Raw genomic sequence first — 16,802 nt, 5'->3', positions numbered from 1 at the left:
ACGCGAAAGCGTTCTTTTTTTATTTAAAACTTAACATTATAGTAATGTTCAAAGATTTCAATCATATTATTAATATAATCAAGTTGATCAGCAGACCTATCAAGACCTTTAGTAAATAAGGAGATAAATGCGTTTTTATTGCATTTATTTATATTTTTATAGTAATCTCTAGATATTTTCCAAAATTTTTGTGGAAATGCTAAATAGGCTAAAATATATTTTAAATCAGATTGAGTTAAATTATTAAATTTGTTATAAGTATTAATTATATCAATAGTTAGTGCAGGATTCCAATTGGTAGTTGATCTTTTTAATAATCTTCTTAAAAAATAAGCTAAGTCATGAGCACAATAGTCTATTTTGCATTTATCGAAATCAATTATCCAAACATCGTCATTGTTTATGAGTATATTTTTATTTACGTAGTCGCCATGACATAAAGATACATTTAAGTTAGTATTGTCTATTGAAGAAGCTATTTCTAGAGAAAGTTTAGCTAGGGATAAATTATTATCTAAGTTATCTAAATATAGCCTTGAAAATTTATCTTTATAAGTTGAAGCTAAATTTGCAGTTTCAAGAATATCGTTAAAATGTTTATTTATAGATAAATAATAATCATCTAATCCAGTTCTATTTGTACTTCCTAAGATTGGTTTAAAGTTTTTAGAACATTTATGTAATTTAGCTAGAGTTTTTATTGACAGTCGTATGTCAATAAGTGAATCAAAATTGCATTTTTCACCTTCAACCCAAGGTGTTAATATAAATAACATATCGTCATAGTATATAAATCTATTGTTATCTATAGAAGGTAATAATTTAGGGAGAAGTATATTATTTCTATATAGCCACTCCATTGCAGAGTAAACGAAAAGTAGATTTCCTTCATCATAATAAACTTTTTTTAAACAGTAATTTTTATTATCTGAAGTTACTTTAAAAACAGCCCTTTGTTTTTCGGTATCTTTAAACTTTACCATAGTAATATCAGCATTCTGTAAAAAAAACTTAGGTAATATATTAGTTTTTATATTATCAATATCTATAACCTTATTATCGTTACTCATTGTAAAACTCCTTGTATAAATTTCTTATTATAATAATATTATGAAAAATATATAAATATACATATCATAGAAAGGAATTGGTATATAATAATTTATTTATAGGCTATAAAATAGAGGTTTTTTGAGAAAAATATAGAATAAATTATTTGGAGGTGAGATAAGTGAATATAAGGGAGAGAATAGAAAAAAATGAAGACTTGACATTAATTCCACAGGCTATTCATAGTAATAAAAGTAGTGGAAGATTAATAAATGAGAAAGATGATGATATTAGAACTTGTTTTATGGTTGATAGAGATAGAATAATTCATTGTAAATCTTTCAGAAGACTTAAACATAAAACTCAAGTATACATACGCACTTTCGGAGATCATTATAGAACTAGACTAACTCACACTCTAGAAGTAGCGCAAATAGCAAGGACTATTGGTGCAGGGATAGGATTAAATGATATGCTAATAGAAGCAATAGCTTTAGGACATGATTTAGGACATGTAGCATTTGCACATAATGGAGAAGAAGTACTTGATAGTTTTTTAGATAATGGATTTAGGCATAATGAACAAAGTGTGAGAATTGTTGAGAGATTAGAGAAAAATGGAAAAGGATTAAATTTAACTAAAGAAGTAATTGATGGAATATTGAATCATAGCGGATTAGGAAACAAAGATAATATTGCAAAAACATTAGAAGGTAGAATAGTTAAATATAGTGATAAGATAGCATATTTAAATCATGATATTGATGATTCGATTAGAGCAGGACTTTTAAGGGAAGAAGATTTACCTAAAGAGGCTATTAAAGTTTTAGGAAATAATCATTCTCAAAGAATTCAAGTTTTGGTTACAGATATGGTAAATGAAACACAAAAAAATTTAGCAAATGGTATTTATGATATAAAACAAAGTGATGAAGTTAAAGAAGCTATGATAGAGTTAAGAAGATATATGTTTTCTAATATATATTTAGGTAATGTACTAAAAGAGGAAAGAGATAAGGCTAAATTTATTTTAACTCATGTAATAGAGTATTATTATAAAAATAGTGAACAACTACCAGAGCTATATCAGATAATAGTTAAGGAAGAGGGATTAAAAAGAGGAGTTGCAGATTATATAGCTGGAATGACAGATGATTATTGTATTTCAACATTTAATAAAATTTATGTGCCAAAGTTTGTAATTTATTAGTAAAAAAGTTGTATAATACAAAAAATTTGGGAACAATAAATTTTGTAGAATAAAAAGGATTTTAAGAATAGAAATAGAATAAGTAATATTAGGGTAGAATTAAAATAGAAATCTAATAAGAATGACATACTAAAATAAATTTAATTTAAAAATCAAGAAGGAATTTATAATAATATGTCGAATTGTATAGAATGAATAAATATTATTATAGTAAGGAGGGATCTCCTTGCAGATTTCTGAAGAAATTTTAGAAAAAATAAAATCGCAAAATGATATTGTTGATGTAATTTCAGAAAGGGTTAGGCTAAGGAAGGCAGGAAGAAACTTCACAGGACTATGCCCTTTTCATAATGAAAAGACACCATCTTTTTCAGTTTCACAGGAGAAGCAGATTTATAAATGTTTTGGTTGTGGAGAAGCTGGAAATGTTATTTCATTTGTGATGAAGGAAAAAAATTTACCTTTTATTGAGGCTGTAAAGTATTTAGCAAATAGGGCAAATATTCCTTTAGAAATTGGAAATGGAGAAAAAAGTAAAGTAACAAAGAGAAAAGAGTTGTTGTATAGAGTTAACGTTGAGGCAGCAAAATTTTTCTTTTCAAATCTTATGAATAATCAAAATGCAAAAGAATATTTTTTGAATAGGGGCATTAAAGAAGAAACAATTAAAAAGTTTGGATTAGGCTTTGCTAATGATAGTTGGAATAGTTTAATGTTTTATTTAAGGAAAAAGGGTATTAATGATGTTTTATTAGAAGAAGCTGGACTTATTTCTGTAAATAAAGAAAAAGGAAGAAAATATGATAGGTTTAGAAATAGAGTTATGTTTCCAGTATTTGATTATCAAGGAAAGGTAATTGGATTTGGTGGAAGAGTACTAGATGATTCAAAACCTAAATATTTAAACTCACCTGAAACTTTAGTATTCCAAAAGGGAACTAATTTATATGGATTAAATTTTGCTTTAAAGCACAATATGAATGAAAGGTATTTTGTCATTGTTGAAGGATATATGGATTTAATATCTTTACATCAATATGGGATTACTAATGTAGTAGCATCATTAGGAACAGCACTTACTATCAACCAGGCGAGACTGCTAAAAAGGTATGCTGATAAAGTTATAATTTCATATGATGCAGATATGGCAGGGCAAATGGCTACATTAAGAGGACTGGAAATATTAAGAACAGCTGGGTTTGATGTTAGAGTGTTAAGTATTCCACAAGGAAAAGATCCAGACGAATATGTACGTAGTAATGGAAGAGATGCATTTTTAAAATTAGTTAATTCTGCAGAACCTTTAATTGATTATAGAATAAAAAAGGCAGAAGAGGGAATTAATTTTAAAAATAGTCAATCTTTAATATTATATGCAAAAAGAATTATGGAAATAATTTCGGATTTAGATCCTGTGGAAAAAGATGTTTATATAAAAAAGGCATCGGAAAATACTGGTATAAAAGAACAAACTTTATATGATATTCTCAAAAGTAAGATGAAAGATAATAGAGAAAATAATTTTAGGAATAATAAGGAAGAAGATGGGTCAAAATTATATGTAGAGCCTGGATTTTTAAAGGCAGAAAGAGCAATTTTGAAAATTATGCTAGAAAATAGTGAGTATCTACAGTATATAGAGGAAAGAATATCAGAAAACGACTTTATTTTGCTAGAACATAAAGAAATTTTCACTGTTATTATGTTAGCTAAAGGGGAAAATATAAATAATATAGATTCATTTATAGAGTCAAAGCTAAGTAGTGCAAAAACTATTGGAGAATTGGTTAAAATTAGAGATGAGAATATATTTTTTGCTGATGATGTGAAAGTACAAATTAATGATTTTATTAATGAAATACAATCATATAAATTAAAGCAAAGAATAGATCAACTAAGAAAAGAGCAAAAAGAGCTTGAAAACCAAGGTAAAATTGAAGAATCTATAAAATTAGCCATAGAGTTAGCGAGTGTTACTAAGAAGTTGAAAGAAAGTAAGAGAGTATTATAGTTGGTCAGATAACGAAAGGAGGTAGTCAGCTAGTGGAAGAAAAAACAAAAGTAAATAAGAATAAGCCTAAGGATAGCAATGATAGAAATAATAGAATGAATATCGTTAAGAACCTACTAGACAAAGGTAAAAAGAATGGGGTATTAACATATCAAGAAATATTAGATGAGGTAGAAAACATAGACTTAAGCCCAGAGCAAATAGAAAAGATTTATGAAGTTCTAGAGTCAATGGGTATTGAAGTTCAAGGAGCTGCTAATGATATTGACGTCGTTGAAGAGGAAATAGATTTATCAGTACCAGAGGGGATTGCAATTGATGACCCTGTAAGAATGTACTTAAAAGAAATAGGTAAGGTGCCACTATTATCTTCAGAAGAAGAAATGGAGCTTGCAAAGAAAATTGAAGAAGGTAGTCAGTATGCTAAGAAGAAGCTTGCTGAAGCAAACCTTAGACTTGTTGTAAGTATAGCTAAAAGATATGTTGGTAGAGGAATGTTATTCTTAGACTTAATTCAAGAAGGAAATCTTGGATTAATAAAAGCCGTAGAAAAGTTTGATTTTAGAAAAGGGTTTAAATTCTCGACTTATGCTACATGGTGGATAAGACAAGCGATTACAAGAGCCATAGCTGATCAGGCTAGAACTATTAGAATACCTGTTCATATGGTAGAAACAATAAATAAATTAATAAGAGTACAAAGACAATTATTACAAGAGTTAGGAAGAGATCCATTCCCAGAAGAAATTTCTAAGGTTATGGATTTACCAGTAGAAAAGGTTAGAGAAATTCAAAAAATAGCTCAAGAGCCTGTTTCTTTAGAGACACCTATAGGAGAAGAAGAAGATTCACACTTAGGAGATTTCATTCCTGATGATGATGCACCTGCACCAGCAGAAGCAGCTGCATTTACAATGCTAAAAGAACAATTAATTAATGTCTTAGATACTCTAACTCCAAGAGAAGAAAAAGTACTAAGATTAAGATTTGGTTTAGATGATGGAAGAGCTAGAACTCTTGAAGAAGTTGGTAAAGAATTTAATGTAACAAGAGAAAGAATTAGACAAATTGAAGCTAAAGCATTAAGAAAGCTTAGACACCCATCTAGAAGCAAGAAACTAAAAGATTACTTAGATTAGTGAATTAGCACCAATATTGGTGCTAATTTTTGCATTAGATAGGATATATTAATTAAATAAATTTTATAAAATAACATAAGTTAATAAAGTAAGTATAAATAGAAAAATAATAATTGTTATTAAAATTATAGCGAAGGATTAAATAATTATAATATTAGAGGTAGTTAAAATGGATGTTAGTAAAAGAATTGAGTTTATAATCGAAAATTTAGAAAAGGTTGATACCCTTGCAGATATAGGTACTGATCATGGATATGTTCCTTTAATAGCATTAGAAAGAGAAATTTGTGAAAAAGCAATTGCATGTGATATTAATAAGGACCCATTAGATAAAGCAAGACTTAATGCTATTTTAGAAGGGTTTGGAGATGAGCTTCAATTTAGATTAGGCGGAGGATTTGAACCTCTTAATATAAATGAAGCAAATGAAGTTGTTATAGCTGGAATGGGTGGAAATTTAATAAGAGATATTTTAGAAGCTGATAGAGAAAAAGTAAAATCTATTGATTATTTAATTTTAGTACCAGCTCAAAATCCAGAAGTTTTAAGAGAGTATTTGTATACTAATAATTATGAGATTATAAAAGAAGATTTATGTTTTGATGAAGGAATATATTATGAATTATTTAAAGTAAGAAGTGCTGAAGGAAATGCCACTGAATTAGATAGTATATACTATGAAATAAGTCCTATATTATTAAGAAGTAGAAATCCTTTAATGAAAGATTATCTACAATTTAAATTAGATGAATATAACAGAATATTAGGATTTATTACAGAGGCAACAGTAAGTGCTAATAAAAGAAGAGAAGAAGTAAAAGAAAAAATAAATGTTATTAGTTCTATGTTAAACTATGTATAAGGTGATTTTATGATAATAGTAAATGATATAATTAATAAAATGGAATCTTTAGCACCAACTTATTTAAAGGAAGACTTTGATAATGTTGGATTAATGGTAGGTGACAGAAATAAGATTGTTAATAAAGTTTTATTAGCCTTAGATTGCACATTAAAAGTAATAGAAGAGGCTAAAAAAGAAGAGGTAGATTTAATAATAACACATCATCCTTTAATTTTTAGAAAGCCAAGTAATATAACAACTGATACATTACAAGGGAAAAAGATTATAGAACTTATAAAGAATGATATATCTTTATATTCAAGTCATACTAATTTAGATTCTGTTGAAAATGGATTAAATCACACTATAGTTTCAGTACTAGGTTTTGGTGAATCAACTTTATTAGAAAAGAATAAAAATATAACTAGTGCAGGACTTGGTAGAATTGTAGAATTAGATGAAGAAATTAAATTAGAAGATTTAATAGAACAAGTTAAAAGTAAACTAAATATAAACAACTTAAGAGTGGTTAAAGGAACTGATACAGTTTCTAAAATTGCTATAATAAATGGAAGTGGTCAAGATTTCATAGCTAAGGCTATGAGATTAGGAGTAGACACTGTGATAACTGGAGATACTACATATCATTTTGCATCTGACTATAAGGAAATGGGAATGAATATACTGGATGTTGGTCATTTTGCATCAGAACAAATAATATTCTTTAATGTTATGAAACAAATAGAGAGTAAGTTTAACAATGTAATTTTTATAAAATCAAGTGTTGAAGAAGATCCATTTGAATTTATTTAAGTAAATATAAATATATTATTAAAAAAATAATAGATATTTCTTGAAGAAATATCTATTATTTTTTTATTTTTTTAGAGTTTTTCGATATTTTAAAGAAGATATAGAAATATATTTAATTTTTCCCTATAAAATATCAACTTTTACCTTGTTTATATTTAGGGGAAACATTATAACATGTTTTGGCGTTATAATTCTATATAATAGTAAAAATATTTACATTATAACAAGTTTATATTAAAAAAGCGTTTTTTTAAATAAAAAAAATGTGTTTATGCTTCCTTAGAATAATAAATATATATTAAAAAAGGGTGAGGGAGTTATTTAAAAATTAATCATAGTACTAAATAATTTTGCGCGTAAAAAGGTTATCAAGGGTATGAGAGAAGTTTCTATTATTATTTATAAGGTTAGAGACTCCATATGTAAAAAAGAAAGTATAATTACTAATAAAAATAAGGAGGAATTTAAATGACACGACTAGGAATATCTATATATCCTGAACATTCAACAAAGGAAAGAGATATTGAATATATTCGTTTGGCTGGTAAATATGGATTTAAAAGAGTATTTACATGTTTATTAAGTATAGGAAAAAAAACAAGATCAGAATTAGTGGATGAGTTTAAAGAACTAATTGATGTTGCGCATGAGGAAGGGATGGAAGTAATACTTGATGTTAATCCAGGAGTATTTAAAGAACTTAATGTATCTTATGATGATTTAGCTTTATTTAATGAAATACATGCGGATGGAATAAGATTAGATGAGGGTTTTGATGGATTAAAAGAAAGTCTTATGACATATAACGAATATGGATTAAAAATAGAGATAAATGCAAGTTCAGGAAATGGTTATTTAGATAATGTAATGACTAACTTTCCTAACAGAGATAAAATTATAACTTGTCATAATTTTTATCCACAAAGATATACAGGTTTGAGTTTAGAGCATTTTAATAATTGTAATAAGGCTATGAAAGAATATGCCTTACATACAGCAGCCTTTGTGTCTAGTAATAATAAAAATACTTTTGGACCTTGGCCAGTAAAGGAAGGTTTATGTACTTTAGAAATTCATCGTGATTTACCAATTGATTTACAAGTAAGGCATTTATTCGCTACTAGAATGATTGATGATGTTATTATAGGTAATGCCTATGCCTCAGAAGAGGAATTAAAATCATGTTCTAAAATTACGCCGGGACTTTTAACATTTGGAATTGAATTATATAAAGAGTTAACCCCAGTAGAGCATGATATTTTATATTATAAGCAAAATCATGCAAATCGTGGAGATGCTAGTGAGTATATGGCTCGCTCTAGTGCTCCAAGGGCAAAATATATTGAGGAATCTATTCCAAAATCAAATGCCATTGATATGAAAAGAGGAGATGTCGTTATATTAAATGATGAATATTCAAGGTATAAAGGTGAACTTCATATTGTATTAAAGGATATGCCTAATGATGGAAGAAAAAATGTAATTGGACATATACCTAAGGAAGAGTTATTCTTACTTGATTATATGGAGCCAAGAATGATATTTACTTTTAAAAAATTTTAAAAAATATATTAATTAGTTAAAGATATTATTATAAAGAGAAATTGGAGGAAGTGAAATGAAAAAAATATATTTATTTTGTAGTGCAGGTATGTCAACAAGCATGTTAGCAAATATTATGCAAAAGGTTGCCGATTCCTATAATCTTCCTGTTGAAGTCAAGGCTTTTCCAGATGGAAAAATAGATGAAATTGTTGAGGAAAAGCAGCCAGATGTAATTTTACTTGGACCACAAGTGAAGTATAGATATAAAGAGGTTGCAAGTCGTTATGCTGATAAAAAAATGCCAGTTGAAGTAATTGATTCTGATGATTATGGAATGATGAACGGAGAAAAGGTATTAAAGCATGCAATTAAACTTATAAAGAATAATAAATAGAAGGTAGGTTAATCATTGATGTTGAATAAATTAGAAGCTATTTTTATGCTGCTTGCTGAAAAAATAGGGAAAAATAAGTATTTAATTTCTATTAGAGATGGTTTTTTACTTACAACACCATTATTAATTATTGGATCATTTTTCTTACTTATTGCTAACTTTCCGATTAATAATTGGACGGAATTTTGGGCAAGGTTTTTTGGGGAAAATTGGACTGCTTATATGGCTAAGCCGACAAATGCAACATTTGATATTATGGCTATTTTAGCTGTAGTTGGAATTGCATATTCTTTTGCAAGAGAGCTAAAAGTAGATAAGCTATCAGGAGCTGCAGTTGCATTAGTATCATGGTTTATATTAATGCCATATAAAGTTTCAGATGGTAGTATAACTTTAGCAGGAATTCCATTAAATTGGATTGGTTCTAAGGGGATATTTATAGGTATAATAACTGCATTTGTATCAGTACACATATATGCATGGGTAATAAAAAAGGGCTGGGTAATAAAAATGCCGAATGGAGTTCCACCTGCAGTTACTCAATCATTTGCAGCTTTAGTGCCATCGACAGTAGTAATAGGTATATTCTTTTTAGTTAATAGTTTATTAGCGCTTACACCATATAATAATGCATTTGAGTTAGTATTTAGATTTTTACAAGAGCCATTATTAATACTTGGAAATACGTTAGGTGCAGTGTTAGTAGCTATGGGATTTCAACATTTATTTTGGTTCTTTGGTATAAATGGTGGATCTATTGTTGGAAGTATAATGCAACCCATATTAACACCTTTATCTATGGAAAATTTAGAGGCTTTTAAGTTAGGAGGAGTACTTCCAAATGTAATAAATCAACAGTTCTATGATTTATTTACTACATTTGGTGGAGCAGGTTCAACAATATCTATGCTTATAGCTATGGTAATAATATGTAAATCAAAGCGTATTAAAAATCTAAGTAAGATTTCATTTATACCAGCAATATTTGGAATAAATGAGCCAATTATATTTGGATTACCTATAGTATTAAATCCGATGATTCTGATTCCATTTTTAGTAACTCCACTTATGAATATATTAGTATCATATTTTGCAATGATTAGCGGATTAGTTCCATTTACTAGTGGAATAAGTATACCGTGGACAACCCCTGTTATTATATCTGGATTCTTAACTACAGGATGGAAAGGAGCACTCCTTCAGTTGATTCTTGTAATTATAGGTGTATTTATTTACATGCCATTTGTAAAGATGATGGATAAACAATATCAAAGAGATGAATTAAAAGAAAATGATAATTCAGATGATGATATCTCACTTGATGATTTATCATTTGATGATTTATAGGAGGTATAAGATATATGGAAAATATAGAGATGCTTTGTGTACAGATTATTTCTAATGTAGGATTAGCAAGATCTAGCTATATTGAAGCAATTAACAAGGCAAAATCTGATGATTTTAAAGGTGCAGAGGAATGCATTATAAGCGGAAAGGAAAGATTCTTAAAGGGGCATGAACTTCATTTAGAACTCTTTAAAAGAGAAGGAGATATTACATCTATAGGTAGTTCGGTTTTATTAATGCATGCAGAGGATCAGCTTATGAGTGCAGAAGGTTTTAAAATTATAGCTGAGGAGTTAATAGAAAGTTATAAAAGAATAATTAATTTAGAAAAGAAATTGAAGGTGTAAATTAATATGAAAGTTATAATGATATTAGACCAAGTACAGTCTGGACATGGTACAAAAACTGATGAGATGGTTCCACTTACAGGTGTTAAGGAAGTAATTGGGCCAGGAGTTATGATGAAACCTTATTTAAATGAAATAGATGCTAATATAGTTGCAACACTTTATTGTGGAACAGGGACATATCTTGAAAATCCAAGTGAGGTTAGTCGTAAGTTTTGTGCAATGGTTAAGAAGTTAAAGCCAGATGTTGTTATATGTGGGCCAGCATTAAATTATGCTGAGTACGCATCTATGTGTGCGAAAGTAGCTTATGATATTGTAACAACAACAGATATAAAGGCTTTAGCGGCAATGTCAATAGACAATAATGAAACAATTGAAAAGTATAAAGATAAGATTGCTATTGTTAGAACACCAAGAAAAGGAGAAGGTGGATTAAGGGAATCACTTAAGAATATATGCATTGTTGCTAAAAGTTTAGTAGATTGTATAGAAATAGAAGATATAAAAGATAAAGTTTGTTTTTAAAGGTATAAACATTACAAGTATTGTTAGATATATAGATAATAAAAAAGTATAAAGAAAAACACTAGGTGTTAACCTAGTGTTTTTCATGTTGCGAGATGATCCGTAAGCGGAGTTCTGTATTAAGCAATCATCTATCTAGGCTTACTGTTGCCAGTAAGCTCAAGCGACACACCACATGGCGGGACGGGCAATCCCATAATGCCATTACTCGGTCTTGCTCCAGGTGGGGTTTACATAGCCATGATGTCACCACCATGCTGGTGAGCTCTTACCTCGCCTTTCCACCCTTACCAGTCACAAAAGTGAACTCAGTTAAAATAACTTCTGGCGGTATATCTCTGTTGCACTATCCTTCAAGTCGCCTTGACTGGCCGTTAACCAGCACCCTGCCCTATGGAGCTCCGACTTTCCTCTCCTAGCTAAAAAGCTAGCAGCGATTGCATGTATCACTCGCAGAATTTATAATAACATATATTATTAAATATTACAAATAGTTTTTTTATACAAAAGTTAAAATTAAAAACAACATTATAATTATTATCCAACTATATATACCTATTCCAGAAAATAATAATGTTATTCCAATAAGTATTAATATACAAAGACGAGCTCGAGGATTTGGACAGTTTGGTTGTTTTGGTTTTGCAGAAGGAGATTTAATAGCACAGATTATATCATTAACAGTTTCCCTAAATACTTTTCCCCAATCAGTTTTTTTTGACATTATTTCAACTCCAGAAATTGTTTGTTATTATACTATATGCATTAGTATTAAAATACAGTAATAAAATTTTGGATTATGTAGATATTAAATATATATAGATGAAATTAGCATTAAAATATATAATGAAATATGAACATAATATAGAAAAAAATGGTTAAATCATAAATTTTCTAAAAGTGATTTAGTATATAATAAATGATGTTTAAGAATTAATAAATTATTAATATTATAATATATACAATAAATTGAATTTTAGTTTATAATTTATTAATAAAGAAATTTAGGAATATAGTGTAGGAGTGATATAACTAATGCAATTTAAGAAGTTAATTTATATATTTAGTGCTTGTGTCCTGGCTGTCTTATTAGTTTTAGGAATATCTATGATTGGAAAAGAAGTAAATATAGATTTTAGTTTAGAATCATTAAGAGGTTGGATTGAAGGAAATCCATTATCAGAAGTATTTTTTATAGGCCTATGGAGTATTAGACTTATAGCATTTATTCCAGGTGTAACTTTAATGCTTTTAGGAGGATTAATTTTTGAGCCCAACAAGGCATTTGTATTATCTTTACTAGGAATTGTTATTAGTGATGCTATTGTATTTGCTATAGCAAAAGTAAAAATATTAAGTGGATTGAGAAAAAGAATAGAAAATAAATATCCAGAAGTTATAAGTCTTTTAGAGGCATATAATTATAAGATTCTAGGCATAGGGGTTTTATGTCCAGTTGCACCAACTGATGCAATAGTATTCTTATCATCTTATATGGGAATTAGTTTTTCAAAATTTCTTTTAGTGTTTATTGGAGCTAATTTACCAGCATTATTTTTATATAGCTATTTAGGGCAAAGTTTTGATGGCTCAATATTTAATACAATAATGATAGTTGTAACATTAACAATAACAGGAATATTTTCAGTTAAACTATGGAATGAATTGAAATTCAAATTAGTTCATGAAAATTAAGGGATAAAAAGTGGCAAATTAATTATCTAAAAATTAATTTGCCATTTAATATTTATTCAATAGTAGTTAATGAGTCCATTAATTCTCTAACTTTCCATTCGTCCTTTAGATCAGTCATTGTTAGAAGTGTATCTCCGCCTCTAACAATAGTATTACCTTTTGGTACTATAGAATCTTCACCACGTTTGATGGAAACAATAAGTGTGTTTTCAGGTAAATTAAGAGAACTTATAGTAGTCTTTTCTATTTTTGAACCAAAATGAACTACATTTGTAATAATTAATTTTTTGTTGCTATGACTATGATATTCATTAATATTATTTTTAAGTAAAAGTCCTTCAAGTAATGAATCATATATAGGAACACTCTTTAATAAATCTGCAACTATATATGCAATTATAGAGACTATTGTTAATGATAGTAAATGAGTAAATGAACCAGTCATTTCTGTAATAAGTATTATACCAGTAATAGGTGCTCTAACTATTGCTGTAAAGTATCCTGCCATAGATAGTATTATAAAATTATTAAAAAGGGCAGGGCTAATTCCAAGATAGTTTATAGCTATGTATCCAAATACAGCTCCAAAGGTTCCTCCTATAATAAGAAGTGGGAAGAATATTCCACCAGGTGCACCAGAACCAAAGCTTATTATTGAAAATAAGAACTTAGCAACTAATATTAATAATAAAAGTCCTAATGTAGACGTTAAATTAAGTTCTTCAATAACAGCATGCCCACCACATAAAACTACAGGAAATAATAAACCTAATATACCAGCAAGTAAAAACGGAATCATTAGTTTAATTGAAGTAGAACATTTTATTTTACCATAGATGTCTTGTGTTTTTAATGTAAACCAATTATAAAAAGCACCAAAGGCTCCAAGTAAAATACCTAATAGTAATAATAGCCAATAATCACGTAGTGGGATAGGTATAGTATCAGCAAAATTAAATACAGGGTTCAGACCAAAAAATTGCTTAGAAATAAAATCAGCAGCTACAGCAGAGGTTATAGTTGCTAATAGAACTAATGGAGAAAAATATTTATATATTTCTTCAAGTGAAAATAATACTCCAGATAATGGAGCATTAAAGGCAGCAGCAAGACCTGCAGTAGCACCACTACTTATAAGTAATCTTCTTTCTAATCTAGTACTATTAAATTTTTTGCTTACTATGTCACCTGTACATGCGCCAAGTTGAACAGATGGACCTTCTCTTCCTAATGATAGACCGGATATGATAGATAGTGTACCACCTATAAATTTATTAATAATTATAGAGGTTGGTCTATTTTTTAAATATCCACCCATAATACCTTTAACATGTGGTATACCACTACCACCAATATAAGGTTCTCTATCAATAAGTTTACCAACTATAAAGGCTAAAACTATTAATACGATGAACCATAGAGGTATAAGATATTTATGAGCTTTTATAAAGTTATAAATAAGGAATGCAAAATCTTCAGCATAGGATAAGGCAAAGCGGTATAGAACAACTATAAATGATGTTATTATACCAACTAAAAGTCCCTTCAAAACTAATTTTACATTTCTTTCTTCTGCATGCGTAATTACATCGAAGTTTTTCATTTTATTATCACCTCAAAATATAGTATATAAATAGTATAACTTTTTTATAATATATAGGAAAGTATATGAATAGGAGAAAAAAATGGGAAAAATATTTATAATTATATCAACAGTACTATTATTAATCATTATAGGAACAAGAAATGCTAAAAATAATAGAAGACTTTTTACTTCACTTAAAAGATTAATAAGTGAAATAAATAATGTTTATAAAGATTTATTTAAAGATATGTCCATGGTTAAAAGAATAACTCAAGGTGGCTTAATAATAGGAGCCGAAATATTTATAGCGGTGGCAGTTTCCACAGCTGTTATAAAGCACATAGATACATATGCAAATTTTATTATAGATTTAATAATAAAATTAATTATAATTTTTACAAGTCTAGTAATTATACACTTTTGTATGGGATATATACTTCTTGCAACTGTTAAAATTCATAAATTTATATATGGAGTAGAAAATAAAAATGTAAAGGTAGATTTACTTTTAAGTTATTTTATTATAAGTACATATTTCACTGTGCTATTAGTTTTTCCACAGCAATTTAAAGAATCGTATAAAATTGGACTTTTAGGAGTTGCTATATGTTATTTACTAAATATTAGAGTATTAGTAATGCTAATGACTAATCCACATAATATAAAGAGTAAAAATCAAGAAGGAGCTAGCTTTAGTAGAATTATAATAGCAGCTATACTTATTGTAGTTTTAATAGTACTTAATTTATATTTAGCAGTTTGTTTTGTTAGTGGAAGTGATAAAGAGGCATTTACTAACGCTCCTAATTATTTTGATTTATTTTATTATACTATAATAACATTTACTACTGTTGGATATGGAGATATAGTTCCAACAACTATAGAAGCAAAGTTTGTAAGTGTTTTAATATCACTTACAAATATAATATGTATAACTGTATTTTTAAGTACGATTTTATCATATAGAGATAAAGTTGAAGATGATATATAATTTAATCACTATAAAAATAGAATCTGTTAAGCTGATATGAAAAAATAGCTTGATTTTTCATAGAATTGCTCGCTCTTTGAAAATTATATAAGTTTANTAAGTTTAAAAGTTTTATTGCATGGCTAATAAGCCTGCAATAAAATTGATTTTTTGCAGGTTAAATAAAGGTATTAAATTTAATTAAGCTGCTGAAAACCAAGAGTTTTTAGCTAAGCTATCGCTAGCGAAGCCAGCAACTTCTGCTGGAGTACAGTTATTTAATGAGCCATGTGGTCTAATAAAATTATAGTGAAAGATAAATAAATATATTAAGTTATTCGCCTTTTCAAAAGAGTTAAAACCTTTTTTAGCTTTATACCAAGCCTTAAAAGTCTTATTGAATGACTCAATTAAGTTGTTATTTATATCACTAGACATAGGTGCTACAGGAACGTGTTTGGTATTAGGTAATACCGTAGCGGAAGCTTCGTTATACGAAGGTAGTCTATCGGTTATGAAGTAAGTTGGTTCACCATAATTTTTAGCTTCATTTATTAAGGTATAAGCAGAATCAGAACTTCTAGACTTAGTTAGATGAAATGCTAGAATAAATCTAGTTTCAGAATCAATAGCTAACCATAGATAGTATCTTTCACCATTGATAAATACTACTGTTTCATCAGCGTGCCAATCGTCAGATTGTAAGTTTAAACTAGCTTTGAATTTATTAGCTTTCTGTTTAAAGAAAGGTGCAAATTTATTAGTCCAACTTGCTATAGTAACATGGGATACCTTAATACCAGAGTTAATCATCAAGAATTGAGAAATAGCTCTTGTTGATGAATTATTTAAAAAGTATAGTGTTAATGCAGTTAGTATTACATGTAGCGGAAAACGCATTCCTTTCATTGAAAGGGAACCACTAACTAATTCACTAGAAGCTGTATCAATATTGGTGGTGTGATGTTTTACTATTATGTGATTACACTTCTTGTTATTGCACTTATAGCGATTGTAATGTTTATATGAATGATGTAAGTAAGTTCCCTTACCGCATCTAGGACATTTAGGATTATTTAGTTTAGGACGTCCGTCACCGTCGCCTATGGCGAATTGGCGCTTACACTGCTTACATTGATACTTTTGTTTAGCCTGCTTATTCATACCAAACTTGTATAGTTTATCAGAATTACAGCGTGGGCATTTTATATTAGTTTTGCTCATTGTTCTTCTCTCCTTTTCGAAGGGGGTATTATTTAGTATCGCAAACCTATTGTATTTCCTTGGGCTGAGAAGAGCAATGTTCATATAACTTAACAGATCG

The 16,802-nt window shown here is 28.4% G+C and carries 16 protein-coding genes and 1 other RNA gene; 12 read left to right on the top strand and 5 right to left on the bottom strand.

The annotated features are described in order from the left end of the window. Nucleotides 1-23 precede the first annotated feature (23 nt). Nucleotides 24-1,070: a CotS family spore coat protein gene (locus tag HCG76_RS10415; RefSeq protein WP_221700543.1), complete on the bottom strand. Its 1,047-nt coding sequence runs from the start codon at nucleotides 1,068-1,070 to the stop codon at nucleotides 24-26. A gap of 161 nt (nucleotides 1,071-1,231) precedes the next feature. Between HCG76_RS10415 and HCG76_RS10410 the strand changes: the two genes are divergently transcribed. The 10 genes from HCG76_RS10410 (at nucleotide 1,232) to HCG76_RS10365 (ending at nucleotide 11,228) form a co-directional block, all read left to right on the top strand. Further along, nucleotides 1,232-2,260, top strand: coding sequence for a deoxyguanosinetriphosphate triphosphohydrolase (locus HCG76_RS10410; RefSeq protein ID WP_221700542.1), 1,029 nt, complete (start codon nucleotides 1,232-1,234; stop codon nucleotides 2,258-2,260). A 226-nt stretch (nucleotides 2,261-2,486) separates the two neighbouring features. Then, the gene (gene dnaG / locus HCG76_RS10405) at nucleotides 2,487-4,271 is read left to right on the top strand and encodes a DNA primase (RefSeq protein WP_221700541.1); all 1,785 of its coding nucleotides are present in this window, start codon (nucleotides 2,487-2,489) and stop codon (nucleotides 4,269-4,271) included. A gap of 8 nt (nucleotides 4,272-4,279) precedes the next feature. Then, nucleotides 4,280-5,410, top strand: a complete 1,131-nt coding sequence (gene rpoD / locus HCG76_RS10400; protein WP_221700582.1) for an RNA polymerase sigma factor RpoD — start codon at nucleotides 4,280-4,282, stop codon at nucleotides 5,408-5,410. A 169-nt stretch (nucleotides 5,411-5,579) separates the two neighbouring features. Further along, entirely contained in the window at nucleotides 5,580-6,272 is a 693-nt protein-coding gene (locus HCG76_RS10395) for a tRNA (adenine(22)-N(1))-methyltransferase (protein ID WP_221700540.1), read from the top strand. Between the two features lie 12 nt (nucleotides 6,273-6,284). After that, on the top strand, nucleotides 6,285-7,067 hold the full coding sequence (locus HCG76_RS10390; RefSeq protein WP_221700581.1) for a Nif3-like dinuclear metal center hexameric protein: 783 nt from the start codon (nucleotides 6,285-6,287) through the stop codon (nucleotides 7,065-7,067). 468 nt (nucleotides 7,068-7,535) lie between these two features. Beyond that, a complete protein-coding gene (locus HCG76_RS10385; protein WP_221700539.1) occupies nucleotides 7,536-8,630 on the top strand; it encodes a DUF871 domain-containing protein in 1,095 nt (364 codons plus the stop codon). 55 nt (nucleotides 8,631-8,685) lie between these two features. After that, complete coding sequence (locus HCG76_RS10380; RefSeq protein ID WP_221700538.1) at nucleotides 8,686-9,006, top strand: PTS sugar transporter subunit IIB; 321 nt, start codon at nucleotides 8,686-8,688, stop codon at nucleotides 9,004-9,006. Nucleotides 9,007-9,024: 18 nt separating this feature from the next. Continuing rightward, a complete protein-coding gene (celB, locus tag HCG76_RS10375) occupies nucleotides 9,025-10,353 on the top strand; it encodes a PTS cellobiose transporter subunit IIC (protein ID WP_221700580.1) in 1,329 nt (442 codons plus the stop codon). Between the two features lie 14 nt (nucleotides 10,354-10,367). Beyond that, nucleotides 10,368-10,700: a PTS lactose/cellobiose transporter subunit IIA gene (locus HCG76_RS10370; protein ID WP_221700537.1), complete on the top strand. Its 333-nt coding sequence runs from the start codon at nucleotides 10,368-10,370 to the stop codon at nucleotides 10,698-10,700. Nucleotides 10,701-10,706: 6 nt separating this feature from the next. After that, nucleotides 10,707-11,228, top strand: coding sequence for a GrdB-related putative oxidoreductase (locus HCG76_RS10365; protein WP_221700536.1), 522 nt, complete (start codon nucleotides 10,707-10,709; stop codon nucleotides 11,226-11,228). A gap of 87 nt (nucleotides 11,229-11,315) precedes the next feature. Here the strand turns inward: HCG76_RS10365 and rnpB are convergent. Both rnpB and HCG76_RS10355 read right to left on the bottom strand, forming a co-directional pair. Continuing rightward, an RNA gene (gene rnpB, locus HCG76_RS10360) (RNase P RNA component class A) lies at nucleotides 11,316-11,681 on the bottom strand. Nucleotides 11,682-11,727: 46 nt separating this feature from the next. Further along, nucleotides 11,728-11,952 (bottom strand): hypothetical protein, encoded by a 225-nt coding sequence (locus tag HCG76_RS10355; protein ID WP_221700535.1) that lies wholly within the window; start codon nucleotides 11,950-11,952, stop codon nucleotides 11,728-11,730. Nucleotides 11,953-12,263: 311 nt separating this feature from the next. Here HCG76_RS10355 and HCG76_RS10350 point away from each other — a divergent pair, with 311 nt between their 5' ends. Continuing rightward, entirely contained in the window at nucleotides 12,264-12,923 is a 660-nt protein-coding gene (locus HCG76_RS10350) for a TVP38/TMEM64 family protein (protein ID WP_221700534.1), read from the top strand. 52 nt (nucleotides 12,924-12,975) lie between these two features. Here HCG76_RS10350 and HCG76_RS10345 read toward each other — a convergent pair whose 3' ends face one another. Further along, on the bottom strand, nucleotides 12,976-14,526 hold the full coding sequence (locus HCG76_RS10345) for a ClC family H(+)/Cl(-) exchange transporter (RefSeq protein ID WP_221700533.1): 1,551 nt from the start codon (nucleotides 14,524-14,526) through the stop codon (nucleotides 12,976-12,978). Between the two features lie 82 nt (nucleotides 14,527-14,608). Here HCG76_RS10345 and HCG76_RS10340 point away from each other — a divergent pair, with 82 nt between their 5' ends. Continuing rightward, nucleotides 14,609-15,499, top strand: coding sequence for a potassium channel family protein (locus HCG76_RS10340; protein WP_221700532.1), 891 nt, complete (start codon nucleotides 14,609-14,611; stop codon nucleotides 15,497-15,499). A 180-nt stretch (nucleotides 15,500-15,679) separates the two neighbouring features. On the opposite strand, the gene HCG76_RS10335 is transcribed toward HCG76_RS10340, so the two are convergent. After that, nucleotides 15,680-16,702 carry an IS6 family transposase gene (locus HCG76_RS10335; protein ID WP_177408368.1) on the bottom strand — a complete coding sequence of 341 codons (1,023 nt, stop codon included), beginning with the start codon at nucleotides 16,700-16,702 and terminating at the stop codon, nucleotides 15,680-15,682. Between the last annotated feature and the right edge of the window lie 100 nt (nucleotides 16,703-16,802).

The sequence above is a fragment of the Clostridium sp. K13 genome, assembly GCF_019734195.1.
Taxonomy (GTDB): Bacteria; Bacillota; Clostridia; order Clostridiales; family Clostridiaceae; genus Clostridium.
This window is presented reverse-complemented; position numbering and strand designations above follow the sequence as displayed.